We start from the raw sequence: 20,187 nt of genomic DNA, 5'->3' as shown, positions 1-20,187 counted from the left end.
CACGACCCACCGCCCCGGCAGGTCAGTTGTTGTTCGGGTTCTGCATGTCCGCGATCATCTTGGCCAGGTCGAGGGTCTCCGCGTCCGGCGGCGTCTCGACGGTCACCGGCTTGCCGTAGTCGGTGTAGTCGATCGTCAGGTCGCTCATCGCACCCATCACCACGCTCACCCGCCGCGGCCGGTACTGCTCGTCGACCCAGAGGTCGATCTTGATCTCCTTGACGCCCTGCTCGGTCAACTGCCCTTCGACGGCCGAACGCAGCTTGGCATCGACCTGTTCGAGGTAGTCCGCCAACTGCGTGGTCACGGTGTAGTGGACGGTACGGGTGCCGTCCACCGTCTCCTCGCCGACGACCGTGACGCCCTCACTGGCGAGCAGCGTCTTGACCTGCTTGGTCGGGTCGACGTCGTCCAACTGCTTGCTGAACTCCAGGCCCTGCTGCCCGCCGCCCGCGGCAGGGTCCATCTTCATCCAGCTCTTGCCGTCCATGCTGTCCCGCTGGTCCGCCGGGACCTCGACGAAGATCACCCCGTCGATGATCCGGACCGTGACGGTCTGGTTCTCCGAACCGGTGGTGGTCAGCTCGGCCTTGATCGGGTCGCGCAGCTCCACCGCGCCCGTCATCGAGATCTTCTCGCCGCCCACACTGCCCTGCACGGTCAGGGTCACCGAGTCGCTCTTCTCGGTGGCCTCGACCGTCTTCTGCAACGAGCCCTTGAGATCGGTGGCGAGCAGTTCCAGCGCGCTGGACCTGGCCGGCGCGTCGGCGCCCGCGTCGGACTTCGTGTCGCCGCAAGCGGTCAACACTGCGGCCGCGACGACGGAGACCGCCAACACCGCGGGCCTCTTCCACACTGACATGCAACAGCCTCTTTCCCGGATTCGTCTGGCTTTGTACGGGCGATCGAAGGAACACGCTATGCCAGGCGGTCAAGGAAACGGCTGCGCCGGCCGGGCGGGCGCTCAGTGCAGCATCCGGCCCTGGGCGTCGGGGATGCCGGATTTGCGGTGGAAGTAGGCGTTGACCTGGTCACGCCACTCCCGCGCGCAGCGCAACTGCTCGGCCAGCCGCTCGGTGACCCGGGCGTGCACCGCCGGGTCGACCAGCCGGGCGAGCCATTCCCAGCGCCGGCACATCGCCTCGACCTCGCGTACGCCCTCGAAGTGGGTGTCGTAGATGTGCTGGATGACGGTGCTGCCGCTGTGCAGCAGGTGGCCGTAGGGCACGTGGTGGAAGAAGAGCAGCAGCTCGTCGGGGCAGGTCTCGACCGACTCGTACCGCTCGGCGAAGGGTGGCGGGTACTGGCCGGTGAAGCCGGTGCCGGTGGCGCGGGTACGGTCCACACCGACGCCGTCCCGGTCGGCGAAGTGGTACGTGCCCCACGGGGTGTACTCGTACCCGTCGACGTCGGGGCCGTAGTGGTGACCGGGTCGGACCATGAAGCCGACGCCGAGCGGCGCGGTGTAGCGCTCGTAGGTGCGCCACGAGTCGTCCATGATCTCGTGCAGGGTGCGGCGCAGCAGGTCCGGATCGACGCGGGTGTCCGGGGCGAAGGTCAGGTCGATCCACTCGTCGAGCACCGCCTGCGGGCCCAGCCGGGGGTTCCAGCAGAGCCGGCCGAAGGCGTACAGGTTGGCCTGGGCCAGCGGGTGCCCGGTCCAGAACCGGTCGTCACCCACATTGGAGACGGCGACCAGGCCACCGCCGTCGGCCGCCACGTCGGCGACGGTACGCCCGTCGTCGCCCCAGGGGGCGAACCGCAGGATCTCGCTCCACCAGGGCGCCAGGTAGCAGACGTGACGCTGCTGACCGGTGTACTCCTGGGTGACCTGGAACTCCACCGCCAGCCGGGTGCCGGGCATCGCGGCGATCACCGGGGAGACCGGTTCGCGGGTCTGGAAGTCCATCGGCCCGTGCTTGACCTGCACGATGACGTTGTCCCGGAACCGGCCGTCCAGCGGCGCGAAGTGGTCGTACGCGGCACGGGCCCGGTCGGTCGAGCGGTCCCGCCAGTCCTGCCGGTGGTTGTAGACGAAGGCCCGCCAGTGCACCACACCGCCGTACGATGCCAGCGCCTCGGCCAGCAGGTTCGCCCCGTCGGCGTGGTCGCGGCCGTAGCTGAACGGGCCCGGTTGGCCCTCCGAGTCGGCCTTGACCAGGTAGCCGCCGAAGTCGGGGATGCGGGCGTACACCCGAGCGGTGGTCTCGGCCCACCAGTCACGCACCGCCGGGTCGAGCGGATCGGCGGTGGGCAGGCCGCCGAGCACCACCGGGGCGGCGAAGGTCACCGCCAGGTGCACCCGGATGGCGTACGGGCGCAGCAGGTCGGCCAGCTCGGCGACGTCGTCGAGGCGCTCGGTCAGCAGCCGTGCCTCGGTGGCGTGCACGTTGACGTTGTTCACCGACACGGCGTTGATCCCGCAGGCGGCCAGCAGCCGGGCGTACGCGGTGACCCGGGCCCGGTCCCCACGGGGCCGACCGTCCCGCCAGAAGATCGAGCCGCCGGCGTAGCCGCGCTCGACCTGCCCCATTACCGGATGCACGTCGACGTTGTCCCAGTGATCCAGCATCCGCCGGGCCATGGCCGGACGATGTACCCGGACGGGGTGTGTCGGACCGAAACCGGCAGCTCCGAGCCGAACCAGCTCGAAGAGCCCGTAGAGCAGCCCGGCCGGCGCGTCGGCCAGCACCACGGTCACCCCGGCGTGCCGCGCCACCACGAACCCCTCGGCACCGAGCGATTCGCCGACCTGCGCCGTCGCGGTGTCGAGCTGCGCCTTCGCGGCGGCGACAGCGGTGGTGGCGAGCGTCCCGGACGTCTGCGGCGGGCCGGGCTCGGGGGTGGGTGGGCTGTCGGGGGGCGGTGCGCCGGTCAGTGCGAGCACCAGGTCCGCCGGTGGCAGGTCGGCATCGGTGGGGTTCCGCCACACCGCGCCGCCGTACCGGTGGGTGGCCCGCTCGACCTCGGCCTGGACGGTGTCGACGAGGGTCCCCTCCCCGCGGACCAGGATGCGGCGGACGCCGATGGCGCGCCACGCCTCGTCCGGCAGCCACGCGGGATGGACGTCGGTCGGATCGGGGGTGCTCATCCGCACCTGGTCGCGGTGCCGTCGCATTGCGCAGATCGTAACGATATTCCTGAATGCGTCAAGGTCCTTCCGGAAGATCCGGCATGCCGGTGACCGCCCTCGGCCGCCGTTTGCTGGGCCGCTGTGCGGGTACACGCCGCATCCGCAGCGAGAAGGGGGCCGGCCAGGTGGACGACAACGAGTTCATCGATTCCGTGGCGAGCCGTACCGGGGCGTCGGCCGAGCAGGCGACCGCCATCGCGCGGGCCACGCTGACCACCCTGGCCGAGCGGATCGACGGCGGGCAGGCCCGGGACCTCGCCGACCAGCTTCCCGAAGGGCTGCGGGCGTACACGTTCGCCCCGCACGAGGACGCCGAGCGGTTCGGGCTGGACGTGTTCGTGCAGCGCGTCGGCGGGCGGGCCGACGTCGACCCGGAACTGGCCGAGGCGGGCATCCGGGCGGTTCTCGACACCATCCGCGCCGCCACCACCGCCGACGAGTACGACGACGTGATCGCGCACCTGCCGGCCGAACTGTGGCAGGTGGCCGACCCGGTCCCGCCGTACGACGGGTGACCGGTAGCGGGTCAGGCGTCGGCGACGGCCGGCTCCAGGTAGACCGGCAGGTGGTCGCCGGCCTGGGCGACGAACATGGCGACCTCGTACGCCATGTCGCCGACCTCGGCCTCGGCGTCGATGCCGACGGTGAGGATGGCCCCGTTGCCGGTGGTGGCGTGGAACAGGAAGGCTCGCGACATGTGGATGACCACCTGGTGCAGTTCGCCCTCGCCGCACACCCGGGCGGCGGCGGTGCCCAACGCCTGAAGCCCACAGACCATGCTGGACAACTGCTCGGCCAGTTCACCGTCGATGCCCCGGGATGTGCCCAGCATGATGCCGTCCGGCGAGAGCACCACCGCGAACTGGGCGCCCGGCACCCGGTCGACCAGGTCGTCCAGTGCACGACCCAGGTTGTCGGCGATCAGGGCAGAGGGCATAGGGCTGTCCTTCCTTTCGGCAGCGACTACCGACGGTGCGCTCGTCGTTCGGTTCTTCTAACGTACGATGACCGACTCGCTGCGGATCAGCCGGGGCGGACGGATTCGTCCCGATGGTCCGTCTTCCCTGCCCACCGGCTCGAAGGGCACTTCCGCTACGCCAGGCCGCGTACCCCGGTCAGGCCGGGCACCGCGAGCCGACCCAGTTCCCTGCCGCTGGTCGAGTCGTGCCAGCTCAACGCGGTGGGCCCGGCCACGTAGAACCGGCTGCCGTCGCGGCTGAGCAGGAGCCCGGTGATCCGCTCCCCCGTCGTCAACTCGACGCCGCCACCGAGGTCGGCGAGGGCGCAGACGACGACGGAGGCTCCGGCGGCGACGAACAACCGGTCACCGTCGGTCACCGCGTACGCCGATCCGGCACCGCTGGAGATCGCGACCGTGCGGCGTACGGTCAACTCCTCGGTGCTGATGTCCGCGACGATTCCCGAGTTGACGTCGACCACCAGCAGTCGGGTGCCGTCCGGGGTGATCGCCATGGCATGGCCCTCGGCCGGCCCGTGCCCGAACGGGTGCGGCAGATCCACGCAGTACGCCCACCGCTGCTCCAGGTGCAGGGTGTGCACGAAGGCGTGCACGTCGCTGCCCGGTCGCCCGCTGATCCGGTCCCGGGTGTGCTGATGGTCGGGCTGGTGGGTGTAGAGCGTGTAGAGCACCTGACGGTTCGGGGCGAGCACCGCCTGCCGTCCGTCGCCGCGCATCTCCTCCTCCGCGCCGGGCGGGATCAGCCCCTTGTCGCGGGTGACCAGCGGGCCGGGTTCGCCGGTGGTGAGGTCGACGACGCGGACCCGGTACCGGTCCGGCGCGTCCGGCGGCAACCATTCGAGGACGAAGAGGCCGGCGAGGTCGCCGGTGAACGCCTCCGGGACGAAGTTGCCCGGCAGCCGCAGCCGCTGCCGGACGCCACCGGCGTCGGCGTCGGCGATCAGCACGGGAGTGACCTCCCGCCCGGCGGGGCGTTCCTTGGTGACGCTCACCTCCTCGGTGGTCAGCGCCACCCGCGTACCGTCGGTGGAGACGGTCTGCGGCACCCACCGACCCGGCAGCCGGACCCGGTCCGAGGCGTTGCCGGTGGCGGCGTCGATCCGCCAGAGGGCGGTGTCGGCGCCGTCCGGGGCGGTGGCATGGATGGTCTTCCCGTCGGCGGTGGCCACCGCGTGCGGGATCGTCTGCGGGTTGCCGCCGCCCAGCACGGCGAGCCCGCCGTCGACCTCGACGATCAGAGCATCGGGCAGCCGGGGTGCGGAGGCCGGCGCGGCCGGGCTGCGTGCCCCTTCGCAGCCGGCCAGCGTCACGGCACCCGCGCCGGCCAACGCGGTCAGCAGGGTGCGCCGGGAGATCATCGTCTTCGTCGTCATGCCCGGGTGACACCGCTCACCCGAACCAGGTTCCGCCGGGATGGAACCCCGGCCGCACCGGTGGTGTCATGACAGTGATCCCACCGGAGGTACCACTGGACGACGAGGAGTTCGTCACCCGCGCGCAGGCAGGTGACCGGGAGGCGTACGAGTTCCTGGTCGCCCGGCACACCGCGTCCGCGTACCGGACCGCGGTGCTGCTCGGCGCGGGATCGGATGCGGAGGACGTCATCCAGGAGGCGTTCGTGAAGGCGTACCGGAAGCTCTCCCGCTATCGCGGGGAGTCGTCCTTCCGCTCGTGGCTCCTGGCGATCGTGGCCAACGAGACCCGCAACCTGCACCGGTCGCGGGACCGGCGCCACGGCCTGGTGTTGCGGGCGGCGCGGTGGGTGTCCTCGGCGTCGGAGGTCGCCGAGGACGACGCCGTCGGCGGGGTCCTCGCCGGGGAGCGCCGGGCCGCGCTGGTACGGGCACTGCGGTCGCTGCCGGCCAAGGACCGCGAGGTGATCGTCTGCCGGTACTTCCTCGACCTGAGCGAGGAGGAGACCGTCACGATGCTGGGCTGGCCCCGGGGCACGGTGAAGTCACGGACATCCCGGGCCCTGGTGAAGCTGCGCGGGCTGCTCGCCACCGAGAAGGCCAGCCGGCATGGATGACCTGGAACGGGAGCTGCGCGAGCTGTCCACGTGGCTGGAGACACCCGAGCCGCCCGACGTGACGGCCCGGGTCCGCGCCCGCCTCGCCGCCGAGCCGCCGCGCGCTCCGGCACGCCCTCGGTGGTGGCGGTGGCGGTACGCGGTCGCCGCGGCGCTGGCCGCCCTGCTGGTCGCGGTGCTTCCGCCGGGCCGGGCCGCACTCGCCGACGCGGTGGCGGGGCTGCTGCGCTTCGCCGGGATCACCATCAGCACGTCGTCCGCGCCGGTCCCGCCGACCGGCACCCCGTCGCCGCTGCCCGCGCAGCGTCCGGCCGAGCTGGACGAGGCGCAGCGGGCGGTGCGGTTCCCGATCCGGGTACCGGCCAAACTGGGCCCGCCCGAGCGGGTGCTGGTGGCCGATCCCGACGGCACCGGCGGCCACCGGGTGGCGACCCTGCTCTACCGGGACGGCGAGCTACGCCTCGACGCGTTCGACGGCCGGCTCAATCCGGTCTTCTTCAAGGAGGCCGGTGCGGTCGGGGCGGAGTGGACCCAGGTCGGCGGTCAGCAGGCAATCTGGGTCGGCGGCCCGCACCCGGTGTCGTACGTGGACCGGGCCGGCACGGTCCGGCAGGAGAGCGCCCGGCTCGCCGCCGCGACCCTGATCTGGGAGGAAGCTGGGGTGACCTACCGCCTCGAAGGCCGGCTGACCATGGCCGAGGCGGTCGAGATCGCGGCTTCGCTGCGGTAGTGAGGAGCAGCCGGGGGCAGCCGTGCCACACCATGGCCTCGCTGCCATCGGCCCCGGTATCGGTGTCGCCCTGACTCGACCGCCCGCAGGGATCACCGCTCCGACCTTGGAATGCGCCGTGACGTCTGATTCGAGTACGGGCCGAGGCGCAGTACAGCCGCCTACCCCAGCGCCAACGCCCGCGACGACCGATCTTGGACAGTTACCGTTCTCAGAGAACGACAACTGTCCAAGATCCACCGCGTCGTCCCGATAGGGAGCGCGGGGTGCCGCAACTGAGGGGCTGGGCGGACGTCACGATACAAGCCCACCTCGGACACCACGACCTCGTCAACCTCGCTCGCCCCTGGCTGACCTGGAGCAGGTGTCGGCGGATCCGACGCATTTACTTTTAACAAAGTTAACGATAGCCTCCGATTCCATCGATGAGGAGGCATGCCATGCGACGCCGTCCCGTGTCATCCGCCCTGCTGGCCACCGCCGCCCTGGTCGCCGCCGTCGCGGCGCTACCTGCCGCCGGCAACTTCGCCGCCACCCCCACCACCGCCGCCGCCCAGTTCGCCGCCCTCGCCGCCTGCACGGCACCCGCCTGGGCCGAGGGCAACACCTACCAGGCCGGCAGCCGGGTCACCTACGCCGGCCGCACCTACCAGGCCCTGGTGACCCACACCGCGCACGTCGGCGCCGGCTGGAACCCGGCGGCCACCCCGACACTCTGGACCGACCTCGGCCCCTGCGACGGCGCCCCGTCCCCCACCCCGACCCCGTCCCCCACCCCGACCCGGACGCCGACCCCGTCGCCCACCCCCACCCCGCCACCCACCACGACTCCCCCGCCGGGCTCGGACACCTGCCCGCTCAAACCGAAGCCGACCGGCAAGGTGCTCCAGGGCTACTGGGAGAACTGGGACGGCGCGGCCAACGGCGTACACCCGCCACTGGGCTGGATCCCGATCACCGACTCGCGCATCCCCGCCCACGGCTACAACGTCATCAACACCGCGTTCCCGGTGATCCGCGCCGACGGCACCGTACTCTGGCAGGACGGCATGGACGCCACCGTCAAGGTGCCCACCCCCGCCGAGATGTGCCGGGCCAAGGCATCCGGGCTGACCATCCTGATGTCGATCGGCGGCGCCACCGCCGGCATCGACCTCAGCTCCACCGCGGTCGCCGACCGGTTCGTCGCCACCATCGTGCCGATCCTCAAGCGGTACAACTTCGACGGCATCGACATCGACATCGAGACCGGGCTCACCGGCAGCGGCAACATCAACCAGCTCTCCACCTCGCAGGCCAACCTGATCCGCATCATCGACGGCGTCCTGGCCCAGATGCCGGCCGGCTTCGGCCTCACCATGGCCCCGGAAACCGCGTACGTGACCGGCGGCAGCGTCGTGTACGGCTCGATCTGGGGCTCGTACCTGCCCATCATCAAGAAGTACGCCGACAACGGCCGGCTCTGGTGGCTGAACATGCAGTACTACAACGGCAGCATGTACGACTGCTCCGGCAACTCGTACGCGGCCGGCACCGTGCAGGGCTTCGTCGCCCAGACCAACTGCCTCAACACCGGCCTGGTCATCCAGGGCACCACCATCCGCGTCCCCTACGACAAGCAGGTCCCCGGCCTGCCGGCCCAGGTCGGCGCGGGCGGCGGGTACATGGCACCGTCGGCCGTGGCGCAGGCGTGGAACACCTACAACGGCAGCCTCAAGGGCCTGATGACCTGGTCGATCAACTGGGACGGGTCGAAGGGCTGGACGTTCGGCGACAACGTCAAGGCGCTACAGCGCCGTTGACCGGGCGATACTCGGGCGGCCGGCGGTACTGGTCCCACCGGCCGTCCGACGATCCGTCCTCTGAGTCATGTCCACCGAGGTACTCAGCGCACACCACGGTCAACTGGACCGGAGAGCCCTACCGCCCTCTGACGCCGGGGCCCTGGGCCAAACAGATCACCACCGCGTTCAACCGGATCGCGGCTATCCCCGCCCCTGGCTGACCAGCACAGCCGCTGCCCCAACAACCGGAGCAACCCAGGAGACCACGCCCACCGCCGCGACAGACGGCCCACCACCATGCCCGAAACCGCAACCGCATCGATCAACAGCGATCAAGCGCGCCGGGCCGAAGGAGCGGACATCAGGCGTGAATCATCGAGGCTAACTGGAAGTCTGCTTTCGGAGTTGAGTCTCCACCGAATCCATCATTCGCTGTATTCCACCCAGCGATGCAGGCCCGCGCTGCAGCTTGGCCTTATTCAGTTCGTCGCGGACGCGCCTACGGATGATGTGCTCGTCGAGACCTTCATGCGCCTCACGCAACTCGTCGGCGCGCGTGATTAGATCTTTCGGAAAAAAGGCATAACGGGAGATGTCAGTGACAATTGGCAAGCTTGTCCAAAGCTCGCGCTCTATCGCAGTCCTCAAAGGGCCGATTCGAAGGTACTGCGACATGAAGTCGGGTGAGATGGCGGGCGAGGCCGGAGCATCTCTACCCAAGCGAGAAGCGAGCTTTTGATGCAAGTCAAGCGCGATTCTGTCCAGGGTAAGCCACCAGGAGCGATAGCCCAGGGGATTAATAGAAGTCTTCTTGCGTAACTGGATTATACCGACGGAGTTTTCAACATCATGGGCCACAAGCCTCATCCGTGTGGGCGTGTCCAACTCTTCGGCACCAGGAGATACACGTCGCTTTTCGTGAGCCTCGTGCCATATCTCCTGAACCGCTGCCCGAAGTTCCGTCGGCGCCGTGTCCGCCTCTGCGAGCAGGTTGCGGCGTTCCACGCCATACGTCTCATACAGGTACTGCCGAATATCTTCTTCCGGGCTCACTGCACCGCGGAACCGCTCTGCCCAATTCGTGAACCCACTTCGCGCACGCCCCGAAAGAGTGTAGGCCGTCGCAAGGAATGGAACATTCCGCCGCCACTCGCGGGTTCCAGTTCTGGTAAAGGCCACACATCGATTGATGTGCCGCTCCACTTCTTCCACTACACCGTCGGTGACGAAGAGGCGCAATCCCGCGTCTTTCGCAGCCCTAATTAACGCGGTGTAGTGGCGCTCGCCAGGGTCATCTAACAGCGTCTCCGCAAACAGAGGCAAGATCGCTGAGGTGTCTAGCCAAAGATCGCCGCCCGAGAACATGGATACGACTACCTTTTGCACATCAGGCGCCTGACGCAGGAATGCAAACATCGTATATGCGTCTGCAAGTCGGTGCAGGTACAGGCGAATTCTAGGAGATGGCCGCTCCAAGACTTCAATTGTTGCTGCCGCCACCTGGGTGTCGGTGAGAAGTCTTCCGCTGGAGCGACTCAGTTCGCGGACCGCAGCTTTGGCGAAAGCTTCCCCCCTCCTAAGAAGGACGCTCTCCAATGCAACCCGCAGATCCGTTCCTACCTGATCCGCTTTCCCGTCATTCAAATGCAGCCCCGGCAGCGAGGCTCTAACAGCCGAAACCAACCGGCTTTCCAACTCATTCTGCAGAAGTAGGTACTCTGCGGCTCGCTGCTTGACCGCCTCGCGCTGCTCCCCGGTTAGAAAGTACTCGTTAGTCTTGCCGACCTGTTTAACCTGCCCATTACGCACGCTGAGTCTTTGAATCGCACCCAGAACCTGCTGAGCAATCTGTGTTTCAAAGCCCGCCGGAAGCAGGCGGGCGACTCTGGCGATGATCGCCTCACGCGTAAGGCGTGATTCGGAGGTCGTATCATACAATGCTGACAGAACGAGAGACTCGAAACAGGTCTTCGTTAGCCCCTTGTCCGATGCTTCATCATGAGCGTCTAAGACTAGATGCAGAAGAGCGATACGAGCTTCGCCATCGTTAAGGATAGGCGAGTAGTTTCGGATCCGCCGCTCCACAAGCAATGGATCGACCATTGTTCGCGACAGCTCAAGCGACGCCGCTTCTCGCTGGGGCGCCGTCAACTCCCGTTCGATGAACCACGACCGATCCCGAATGTCCACAAAGACCTGCTTCGACCTTCGGATCGTTCGGACGAGATCATCAGCAGCCGGGCCGATAATCTGGTTCGTCGCGTAGATTAGCTCCTGCACAGACGGGATCGTTTCACCGAGCCTGTCTACAGTTGCCGTGATTTTTCCCTTCCAATCGGTGGTCACCGAGTACTGCACCGCCACGACTGGATCTTCGCCGACTCGGTACAGTTGACCATCCCGACCACGGTCTCCAGCTGGTGCTGCCGTAGTCCGGAGACTCGGGTACTCGACAGCCAGAAATTCGGCAGCGAAGCGTTCGAAGACCAGCCAATCGCCAGGTCCGAGCCGCTCCAGGGCTAGCGCAAGTCGATCGCCAGGCATGCGGACGATGCTATGCCTCCTCCTCCCCATAATGCGACCCCCTAAGTGTCATCCGGTCAGGCCAGGCAGAAGACCCTGATGCGAAACGAGCGAGTTCAACGTCGGTAACCGAGCACTTCTCTGGCAGACGGACGGCGGAGCGACGCACCTACGAATGATGAGCGCTACGCTGCGTGACACTCTGCACCGCACTGAGCACAACCCTGCTCGGCTGGGCCGCGCACTCATGCAGGCACAGCTGACCTCAATCAACCCTTACACATCTTACGTCCGCTTTGGGGCAGCTAGGTGGCACTACTCCTCAGACGGGCGAGTTCTGTCGGAGACGGTACCGAGCAGTCGCGGCGCCGCGTGCTGAGTGGTGCCGAGCCGCCGGAGCGGGTGTCACGCCAAGTCCACGTCGGTCACGGCCGGTGTTGTCGACCTCGCTCACTTGCGCGACGGCAGGCCGGGAGCCGCAAACCATTGGCGTAGGAGTGCGGTTTGCAGGTCCCGGTATTGCCGGGGTAAAGCCGGGGACTGCCGCCAGTGCGGGCATCAGCAACGGTCCAAATGGTGCCCTGGAACCACAGGCATCGGACTGTGCGGCCCGGCAGCTCTCCATCCGGTAGGGACAGTCGAGCAGGTTGCGATGTAGCGTCAGCTACTAGCGGGTGAGCAGGGTGAGGGTGTCCTCGAAGCTGCGGACGAGACTGGCGAGCACGGCACTCCCCTTAGCCTCGGCGGCGAGCGACGGTTGCCCGATCACTCCGGTTTCGGTGTAGGCCGCCAGACCGACCATCAGCAGATGCGGTCGTTCCGTGAGATGGTCGGCCTTGTCGAACTCGGTGCCAACAGTGTCTGGTGCGACATGCAGCAGGATCGACGTTTCGATCTCGCCGGCATGCATGTCGTCGTGGTTGGTGCTTCCCAACCCAGCGTCGTGGCGGGCCTGCTCCCAGTCCCGGCGTCCGGGAAACAGCGCCAGTCGCGGTCGGTCGATGTTGGCTTCCTGAACGACGTTGGAAAGCACGTAGTTGCCGCCGTGACCGTTGACCAGCACCAGCCGGTCGACGCCTTGGCGTCGCAGCGAAGCTTGGAGGTCCCTGATGATGGCGGTAAGGGTTGTCGAGCTGATGCTGACGGTTCCCCGCCATGCGGCGTGCTCATGGGAGCAGGAGATCGTCACCGGTGGCAGCAAGAACAGGTTGTAGTGCTCCGCCAACGCGGCGGCGATTGCGCTGGCGACGATGGTGTCCGTGGCGAGCGGTAGGTGTGAGCCGTGCTGCTCGAAGCTGCCGATGGGCAGGATAGCGACCTCCGCTTGGCGGCGCGACTCGTCGGCTGCCGTGGCGACCGTCCAAAGATCCACATTCATTTCCTGCCGTTGATATATGCGCCGAGGGCGTTTGTGGTGGCCTGCCCGGCAGCTGGGGCCGGGTGCGTTCGACGTGTTTACGCGTGAGCCAAGGTCAGGGTGCGAAGCTCCTCCAGGTACGAGGTGACCTGCTCATGTTTCGGATAGTCCTTGGACAACGTACTGGCCAGTTCCTGCGAGCACATCAGGAGGGACGGCAAGGACTTGCGGTCGCCTTCGAGGGCTTGCCGGCCATGCGACACCGCCGCCTCGACGTCTCCCTCCCGAGCGGCGGTGACGCCGAGTGTCACCCGCGCCACAGCGATCCGCATCGGCTTACGGGCGATCCCGTTCGGATCCGTAGACGAGCTGATGACCTCGTTGGCGTACATCTCCGCCAGACGGTTCTCACCCAGGATGCGGTAGCAATCCATGGCGTAGAAATCGAACTTCGCGGGGTCCACCATGAAGTGATGATCGATGTCGGCCGGATACGGTAGCGCCTCCAGCAATTGGCGGCCGTGGTCGAGGGCGGTTTCAACCTGTCGGCGATCACCCAGTCGAGCCCACGCCTTCGCCCGCTGCGCGGCGAGCTGCACTGCCGCGCCGTCTGTGGTAGCAATCTCCTTCCCGGCCTCGGCGGCAGCAATGGCACCTCGATAGTCACCCTGTGTCAGGGCATACCACGCGCGCATCTCATAGGCCCAGGCGGATATGGCGGCGTTGCCGGCCTCCATACCGAGTGACCCGGCGGCTCGACGGGTACCCTCTGCCGCCCTCCGATCGCCCATGTCGTACTCAAGGCAGCCGACCAGGAGGGCAACCCATCCGGCGAGCGACAGGACGTCCCGGTGCTGGGACAGCGTGAGGCGGCGGTCCATCAGGGACGTGATTCGCCGCAGCCATGACTGACCCTCTGCGTGCAACTGATCCGGGGGCATGTACGGGTACTCGCAGCAGAGGCGATCGGCGGTGACCCTCAGGGCGTCCAGGGTCGAAGGAGAGACGTCGGACGCCTGCACCCTCGCCACGATCTCCAGGGTTCCCATGCCGGAACCCTCAAGCAGTGCGCGATCGGCTTCGCCGGTAGCCGACGGCGGGAAGAAGGCAGCGGTGACGGTTCCGAAGGTCTTGGCTATGAGCGCCCTGTAGAACGGGTCCGGTTCCGTTCGACCAGTCTCCCAGCGCTTCCAGTTGCGGAGCAGGGTGTTGTCCGAGGGCAGTTGTTCGGGTGAGTGGGCACGGAGCGCCCGAATGGCGTCCGCCTGCGACCACCCGCGTGCGGCGCGTTCGGCGCGTAACCGAGCAGCCCAGACGGGCCGGTCATCCGAGGCGTCAAGACCATCTGCCATGGCTCTCATTATCGCTCTTTTTCGGGTGGTGGCACCGGGGGACGTGCGGGTGTCACCGCAGTGACATCTGTAGTTGGAGACGAATCAACGAAAACGTTGAAGCCCGGCTCCGGTTATGCCTCGCCGCGAGGCTCAACGAGTTGGATCGGCAGGCACGGAGTCGAGGGGCTGAGGCGATGAGTGTGGCGCCATCGGATTGTTCGACGGAGAGCTGACATGAACGTGATCGTTACCGGCGTTGTCGCGCCGACGACCGGATCGGCGGATGCTTGCCCGGCCACAGAGCCTGTACGCTGCCCTCAGCCCTGGAACGGAGTACGCGCCACACCTCCGAACACCATCCCGGGAGAATGATCTTGCAAAGCAAAGTGAACAAAAACAGCGGACTTGATCTTTAGAACAGCAGGCCAGGAAGCCTGCTCCCCGCGCACGCGGGGGTGATCCCGATCAGGCCGCTCGACGACGACGAGTGGGAGCCTGCTCCCCGCGCACGCGGGGGTGATCCCTTGGCCCGGCCGCCGTGCACCTCGTGCCGCAGCTGCTCCCCGCGCACGCGGGGGTGATCCGAGAAGGCGGATGGGTGACATCTCCGGCGACGGCTGCTCCCCGCGCACGCGGGAGTGATCCCCCGAGGATGATGCCGGAGCGGAAGTAGCCGTTCTGCTCCCCGCGCACGCGGGGATGATCCCCGGCTGTACGACACTGCGCGGGAGGCGTTCGCGCTGCTCCCCGCGCACGCGGGGGTGATCCCCATTCGGCGCCCACTTTCGTACTCAGCGCACGGCTGCTCCCCGCGCACGCGGGGGTGATCCCCGCCCGGCACCCATGACGGAACCGTGAACGACCTGCTCCCCGCGCGCGCGGGGGTGATCCCGTACAGCCGACGTACGTGGCGGGCAAGACCGTCTGCTCCCCGCGCACGCGGAGGTGATCCGAGCACGCTGGGTCGGGGCGGCGCCGGACATCGTCAGCTCCCTGTGAAGGCGGGGATGATCCCACAGCGACCGACCACAAGCGAGCGCCTCTGAGCTGCTTCCCGCCATGGAGGGCCGATCCCACACGAGGGACGGCACAACACTTCCTACCGCGCCCAGGCGCATCAAGCTGGCCTTGCTGCCACAGTTCCCCGTGTCGTGGGGAAGTTCCCTACCGAAAGCCGGATGCGTAACGTCTGAACGGGAGGCGTCAATAGGTGCGGCTGGATCGGGGATGGTGGCGTGTCCGAGGGACGGTCGGAGAGTCTGCGCCGGCAGCAAGCGTGCCTGGCTGCCGAGTTGCGGTCGGCGGGAAAGACGTGGGTTGAGGCGGCCGAGGTTTTCCAGACGAGGTTTCGGCTGAATCCACGGGTGGCGTTGCGGGCGGTGCGGGGGTGGAGCCAGGCGCAGGCGGCCGAGGAGTGGAATCGGCGTTGGCCGCACGAGCCCAAGACTTTCAAGAATTTCTCGTACTGGGAGATCTGGCCGGGCAAGAGCGGCCACTCGCCGTCGCAGGACAATCTGGTGCGGCTGGCTCAGATCTATGAGTGCAGTGTCGCTGACCTGCTGACCGACCTGCCCAGCTTCCGTCATCTTGACTCCGCCGCCGGCACAGCCGTGGCGGTCTCGTCGGGGTCGACCAGTGGCGCCCCGAGTGGAATCATCATGCCTGGTGAGGCAGAGACCCTGCTTCACGATCTGCTCGGCCGGCATACCGGCACCGAGGCGGGAGCGCCGCAAACAGCGGATGTCACCGGCCTGTTTGACCGGCCCGAGGAGATCGACTTCGGGAAGCTGGCGCAGGTCATTGTCATGTGGATGCAACGGATACCGCACTCCAGTGCCCGGCGAGACATGCTGGGCAAGCTGACCGCTGCGTTGGCGGTCGCCGCAGCGGCGCCGCTGGTCGAACTACCGGGCATGGCCGACCGCGCCAATGCCGCGTCGGTTCCGGAGGTCAGCAGGTTCGACCCGGCGACGGTGGCGCACTGTGAGGCGATGATGCCCCACCTGCGTAAGCAGGGCGATGTGCTTGGCGCGGCTTCGACGTTGCCGAGTGCGTTGACCTACCGGCGGATCGCCGAGCAGCAGGCGAGGGTGGCTCCGCCTGGCCTCCCGCGTGACCGGGCGGTGGCTGTTTACGCCGAGCTGACGCAGTTGGCCGGGTGGCTGTGTTTCAACATGGGCGACTATGGCGCCGCACAGCGCCTCTACGACGATGCGCGGGCCGCAGCTCACGAGGCGCGTGCGGTCGAGTTGGTGACCTACGTTCTGTGCACGATGAGCCACCTGGCGACGTGGCAGGGCAAGCCTCGGGTGGGCATCGACCACGCGGTCGCCGCCGCCTCCTGGGCGGACCAGAGCGGCAGCCCCTACGCCCGCGCCTACGCCGCCGACGTCGCAGTGCGCGCGCTGACGGCCGACGGACAGGCCGCGCGGTCACAGGATTTCCTCGACCGCGAGTACGCCGCTCTACAAGCGGCGATGAGCGACCAGGGTCCGCATCAGTCGTGGTGGTACTTCTACGACGAGTCGTTCTACTGGAGCACCAGCGCCCAGAATGCGTTGAAGTTCCACCCGGCAGAGAAGGTACTCGCGGCGACCGACAAAGCACTGCACCTGAGAGACCAGGGAAACCTGCACGAGCGGTCTTTCCGGCTGCTGTTTCGCGCCGAGGCGTTCGCCCGCCAGCAGAACATCGGGCTGGCCTGCCAGACCATCACCGAGGTGGTGGAACTGACCCAGGTGAACTCCTCCCGCCGCATCGAACAGCGGGTGCGCGAGCTACGCCGCGGACTAGAACCGTGGCGGCGCACCCGCGGCGTGCGGGAGCTTGACCAGGCGATCCGCGCCTATCGGTCGCAGCCCGCCGACTAGCGAAGCTGACGCACGAACATCGCGTACTCGCGGTAGTAGGCCCCCGGCCGTCCAGGAATAGTGCCGACCCGCTGCCAGCCCCACCTCTGATACAGCGCGTGGGTGGCGGTCGCCACCGGGTTGGCTGTCAGCGTCGCGCGTTCCTCTCGACGGCCGCTCAGGAACTCGTTGTGCAGCCCTCGCCCGACGCCCTTGCCCTGCCATGCCTTGCGCACCTCGATCTCGGCTAGGACCACGGTCCGCTCGCCGCCGCGCTCGTCGGTGAAACCCGGCTCGGGCGCCGGGTCGAGTCCGGCGAACCAGTTCCGATCCTGCCGGAGGCTGTAGCCGAAGACGAAGCCGACCAGTTCGTCACCGGTCCGGGCCGTCACCAGCTCGTAGTTGCGGGCACTCAGCGCGGCGGTGGCGCGGTCACGAAACGCATCGGTCTTGACGTTGGCGTCTTCGCCGGGCACCTCGCCGTAGGCGTCGGCGTAGACCTCGCACAACGTGTCCATCAAACCAGCAGCGTCGGCGGCGTTCACCCGGTCATATGTCACGTCGGTCATGCCCATCACCATACGTTCCTGCGGTTTCACAACATTCCCCACGTCGTAGGGAAATGCTGGGCAGTGGTCCACGACGCGTCTTTGGCCTTGGCTCTGAAGGCTGTCGGGTAATCCGTTAGTGCTGAAACTTCATGAGGCTCGCTGTGGGCACTGCTGGTGTTGCGCAAGGTTCCGGTTGCCGGTGGAGATCCACCCCCTGGCACGACAACCCAATCTCACCGTGCGCGACGCCGCTCCTACGGAATGAGATGCGGACGGTAGACCTTGGACAGTTAGCGTCAGGCACTAACGGAAACTGTCCAAGATCTGGACCGGGATAGTCCCGAATTGCCTAGGCATGGCTGTATGAGGAGGCGCCTAGCTTGCCGACCATTCACAGCTCGGCCACCGGTCGGATGTCCTCGGATTTGCCACGCTCAGCTTCCCAACTGGACGGGGAAGTTCCCTATTAAGAGGATCACCATTCCGCTGGGTGGCTTCTCGCCAACACCGAGCCGAAAGTGGGGTGACGAGCAAATAGGCGAGGCGGGGACAGATGAACTTGATCGTGCCAGTTGCGTGGCGGCCGGCGGCGAGGTCGACCACGGCTGCACTCATCGCATGGCGTCCACGAGTCGGTCGGCATGATGGCTGATTCCGGATTGTCGTGGGTGGCTGTTCGTGGGGTGCATGAGCGGGCCAGCGATCATTTCTGGTCGTTCATGGAGGATCGGAGTGTGCGGTTTCTGCCGCACCGGTACGCGGCGATGTTCTTCACGACGCTCGGCCAGCTGGTCGCGGGGCGGGATGACCTCGCCGGCCGTCGTGCTGCCCTGGCGGCGTTGGGGCGGATGTACCGGCGGTTCGGGCTCCAGGCGTATCACGACACCGCCATCGCGGCGGCGTTGGTGGACACGGTGTGCCGGTTCGCGGGTACGGCCTGGGAGCCGCAGTCGACCGCTCGGTGGGAGCTGGGCTGCCGCCGTGCGTTGCGGCTGGTGGAGCGGGCGGCGGGAGCGATCGGCGACGGCCCGCAGGTCACCGTCGGCGAGGTCGAGACGTGTGTGGCGGCGGCCGACGGGGTCGCGGTGGTGACGGTACGGCCGATGCGGCGGGTGCGGTTCCGGCCGGGGCAGGCGTTGCCGGTGGGTACGCCGCGCCTGCCGGGAGTGTGGCGGTGGTACTCGCCGGCGAACGCTCCCCGACCGGACGGGACGCTGGAGTTCCACGTTCGCGCGGTGCCGCAGGGTGTGGTGTCGCCGCTGCTGGTCGGGAAGGTGGCACCGGGCGAGCTGCTGTGGCTCGGGCCGCCGGCCGAGGTCGGGCTGTCGGTGGCGGCGGCGGGCGGCGCGGATCTGCTGCTGGCGGCCGGCGGTACGGGTCTGGCGCCGTTGCGGGCCATGGTCGAGGAGGTCGCGGCGTCACCGGGCGGCCGGCGGGTGACGCTGGTCGTGGGGGCGCGGACGCTGGTCGACTGCTACGACGCGGCGGCACTGGACAAGCTCCAGGATGCCCACCGGGACTGGCTCACCATCGTGCCGGCGTTCTCCGCCGATGGTGACGTGGAGCCGGCCGTTCGGGGCGATCTGCTCACGGTGGCCCGCTACCACCACCGGCCGGGGCAGGCGTTCTACGTCTGCGGTCCACCGGCGTTGATGGAGGCGGCGCGGGTGCGGCTGCCCGCCGCCGGGGTCGCTGCGGCGGACCTGCATCTGGCGGTGACCTTCCGCCGGCCCCTCGACTCGGCGCGGTGGTTGGCGGGGCAACGGCCGCCCCGTCAACCCGAGCCGGAACCAGCGCCGGAGCCCGCGCCGCAGCGCGACGCCGGCCGGGGCGGCAGCGGACGATCGGCGCGGGGCTGACATGCGGACAACCGACACGGCGGCTCGCCGGGCGACCGGCCCGGATCTTCCCGCGCTGGCCACGCTGCTCGCCAGCACGTTGCAGGCGGGACGGTTGGGGGCGTGGCTGGTACCCGATCCGACCCAGCGTCGCACCGTGCTGCACACCTACGCCCGGCTGGTCCTGGCGCACGCGATGGCCCACGGCCGGATCGACACCACCGAGGACGGTACGGCCATGGCGGCCTGGCACCCCCGGCTGCGGCCACCGCCGCCGTACGCGACGATCCTGTTCGGCCTGTACCGGGCGCTCGGCCCGCATGCGGCCCGGTTCGCACTGTTGCACTCGTGGACCGACGCGGTACACCCGCCCACGCCGCATCACCACCTCGCGCACACCGCCGGAGGCGACCGCGCCGTCGGTGCGTTGCTCGCCGCCTACCACCGGGTACTGGACCCGCACCGGCTGCCGTCGTACGCGGAAGCCGTCACCGACCGGCCTCGGGACGGCCTGCTCGCGCGGCTCGGCTACGCACCGCGGACGCCGGTCCTGCTGGAACCCGGCGGTCCGGTGCTGTGGCGGATGTGGCGGACACCGCCGCACCACCCGCCCGGCGGGCGCGACGGTGACGGAATGCCGCAGCGAATCCGGGTCCACCGGATCCCACCTCGACGCACCCAGTTCCAGGAGGACAGCTCATGCCGACCCTGACCGCGCCCGCCACCACGGCCGCGCCACCCTGGCCCCGCCTCGGGCGGTGGTGGCAGGCGCTGCTGCGCGCCGCGCCGGCCGTCACGGACGTGCCGGCCGCGACGGACGCCGCCTACGCCTGGGGGTACGCCGTCCGTCGTGAGTGGCCCGACGGCCACCACGACCTGTTCGGCTTCACCCCGGACGCGGAGACCGCCGAGCGGCGGCTCGACCGCGACCGCAGCTACTGGCGGAGCGGTCCGGTCCGCCCGACGGCGGTGTACCTGGTGGCCACCAACGCCGTCGCCGTGGACCGGCACCCGGTGGACGGCTGCCGCGACTCGTCGTGCCCGAACTCTCCGGAGCGGGGTGGCCGGCGGTGAGTTCGA

At 68.3% G+C, this 20,187-nt stretch carries 16 protein-coding genes and 1 CRISPR repeat array; of the genes, 8 read left to right on the top strand and 8 right to left on the bottom strand.

Annotated features, from left to right (window positions below):
- Positions 1-22: 22 nt before the first annotated feature.
- Entirely contained in the window at positions 23-862 is an 840-nt protein-coding gene (locus EG812_RS03260; protein ID WP_126710701.1) for an SCO4651 family lipoprotein, read from the bottom strand.
- 102 nt (positions 863-964) lie between these two features.
- Positions 965-3,118 (bottom strand): alpha-glucuronidase, encoded by a 2,154-nt coding sequence (locus tag EG812_RS03255; RefSeq protein ID WP_126710700.1) that lies wholly within the window; start codon positions 3,116-3,118, stop codon positions 965-967.
- A 56-nt stretch (positions 3,119-3,174) separates the two neighbouring features.
- On the opposite strand from EG812_RS03255, the gene EG812_RS03250 reads away from it, so the two are divergent.
- Positions 3,175-3,648, top strand: coding sequence for a DUF2267 domain-containing protein (locus EG812_RS03250; protein WP_013734595.1), 474 nt, complete (start codon positions 3,175-3,177; stop codon positions 3,646-3,648).
- A gap of 11 nt (positions 3,649-3,659) precedes the next feature.
- Here EG812_RS03250 and EG812_RS03245 read toward each other — a convergent pair whose 3' ends face one another.
- Together EG812_RS03245 and EG812_RS03240 are read right to left on the bottom strand one after the other, a co-directional pair.
- Complete coding sequence (locus tag EG812_RS03245; protein ID WP_126710699.1) at positions 3,660-4,070, bottom strand: roadblock/LC7 domain-containing protein; 411 nt, start codon at positions 4,068-4,070, stop codon at positions 3,660-3,662.
- Positions 4,071-4,225: 155 nt separating this feature from the next.
- Complete coding sequence (locus EG812_RS03240; protein WP_233579360.1) at positions 4,226-5,485, bottom strand: YncE family protein; 1,260 nt, start codon at positions 5,483-5,485, stop codon at positions 4,226-4,228.
- 68 nt (positions 5,486-5,553) lie between these two features.
- Between EG812_RS03240 and EG812_RS03235 the strand changes: the two genes are divergently transcribed.
- From EG812_RS03235 to EG812_RS03225, 3 genes are all read left to right on the top strand, one after another.
- On the top strand, positions 5,554-6,141 hold the full coding sequence (locus EG812_RS03235) for an RNA polymerase sigma factor (protein WP_126710698.1): 588 nt from the start codon (positions 5,554-5,556) through the stop codon (positions 6,139-6,141).
- On the top strand, positions 6,134-6,871 hold the full coding sequence (locus tag EG812_RS03230) for a hypothetical protein (RefSeq protein ID WP_126710697.1): 738 nt from the start codon (positions 6,134-6,136) through the stop codon (positions 6,869-6,871). The genes EG812_RS03235 and EG812_RS03230 overlap by 8 nt, the downstream gene beginning before the upstream one ends.
- A 440-nt stretch (positions 6,872-7,311) precedes the next feature.
- A complete protein-coding gene (locus EG812_RS03225; protein WP_126710696.1) occupies positions 7,312-8,673 on the top strand; it encodes a carbohydrate-binding protein in 1,362 nt (453 codons plus the stop codon).
- 363 nt (positions 8,674-9,036) lie between these two features.
- Here the strand turns inward: EG812_RS03225 and EG812_RS03220 are convergent, their stop codons facing one another.
- The 3 genes from EG812_RS03220 to EG812_RS03210 all read right to left on the bottom strand — a co-directional run bounded on the left by EG812_RS03220 (position 9,037) and on the right by EG812_RS03210 (position 13,887).
- Complete coding sequence (locus tag EG812_RS03220; RefSeq protein ID WP_126710695.1) at positions 9,037-11,019, bottom strand: hypothetical protein; 1,983 nt, start codon at positions 11,017-11,019, stop codon at positions 9,037-9,039.
- 826 nt (positions 11,020-11,845) lie between these two features.
- Complete coding sequence (locus EG812_RS03215) at positions 11,846-12,550, bottom strand: creatininase family protein (RefSeq protein WP_126710694.1); 705 nt, start codon at positions 12,548-12,550, stop codon at positions 11,846-11,848.
- Positions 12,551-12,633: 83 nt separating this feature from the next.
- Positions 12,634-13,887 (bottom strand): NsdA family TPR-like regulatory protein, encoded by a 1,254-nt coding sequence (locus EG812_RS03210; RefSeq protein WP_233579359.1) that lies wholly within the window; start codon positions 13,885-13,887, stop codon positions 12,634-12,636.
- Positions 13,888-14,303: 416 nt separating this feature from the next.
- Positions 14,304-14,821: a CRISPR direct-repeat array (repeat unit 28 nt; unit sequence CTGCTCCCCGCGCACGCGGGGGTGATCC).
- 283 nt (positions 14,822-15,104) lie between these two features.
- Here EG812_RS03210 and EG812_RS03205 point away from each other — a divergent pair.
- The gene (locus tag EG812_RS03205; protein WP_126710693.1) at positions 15,105-16,739 is read left to right on the top strand and encodes an NsdA family TPR-like regulatory protein; all 1,635 of its coding nucleotides are present in this window, start codon (positions 15,105-15,107) and stop codon (positions 16,737-16,739) included.
- Here EG812_RS03205 and EG812_RS03200 read toward each other — a convergent pair.
- Positions 16,736-17,293, bottom strand: a complete 558-nt coding sequence (locus EG812_RS03200) for a GNAT family N-acetyltransferase (protein ID WP_233579358.1) — start codon at positions 17,291-17,293, stop codon at positions 16,736-16,738. The two genes, EG812_RS03205 and EG812_RS03200, sit on opposite strands and share 4 nt — an antisense overlap.
- A gap of 710 nt (positions 17,294-18,003) precedes the next feature.
- On the opposite strand from EG812_RS03200, the gene EG812_RS03195 reads away from it, so the two are divergent.
- Genes EG812_RS03195 through EG812_RS03185 form a run of 3 tightly spaced genes read left to right on the top strand, consistent with a single transcriptional unit; the run spans position 18,004 to position 20,181 of the window.
- The gene (locus EG812_RS03195; RefSeq protein WP_233579357.1) at positions 18,004-19,128 is read left to right on the top strand and encodes an FAD-binding oxidoreductase; all 1,125 of its coding nucleotides are present in this window, start codon (positions 18,004-18,006) and stop codon (positions 19,126-19,128) included.
- A gap of 1 nt (position 19,129) precedes the next feature.
- Complete coding sequence (locus EG812_RS03190) at positions 19,130-19,819, top strand: N-acetyltransferase (RefSeq protein ID WP_126710691.1); 690 nt, start codon at positions 19,130-19,132, stop codon at positions 19,817-19,819.
- Positions 19,807-20,181, top strand: a complete 375-nt coding sequence (locus EG812_RS03185; protein WP_126710690.1) for a hypothetical protein — start codon at positions 19,807-19,809, stop codon at positions 20,179-20,181. The genes EG812_RS03190 and EG812_RS03185 overlap by 13 nt, the downstream gene beginning before the upstream one ends.
- The last annotated feature ends 6 nt before the right edge of the window (positions 20,182-20,187 follow it).

Origin of the sequence: Verrucosispora sp. FIM060022 (genome assembly GCF_003977705.1) — a bacterium.
GTDB lineage: Bacteria > Actinomycetota > Actinomycetes > Mycobacteriales > Micromonosporaceae > Micromonospora > Micromonospora gifhornensis.
This window is presented reverse-complemented; position numbering and strand designations above follow the sequence as displayed.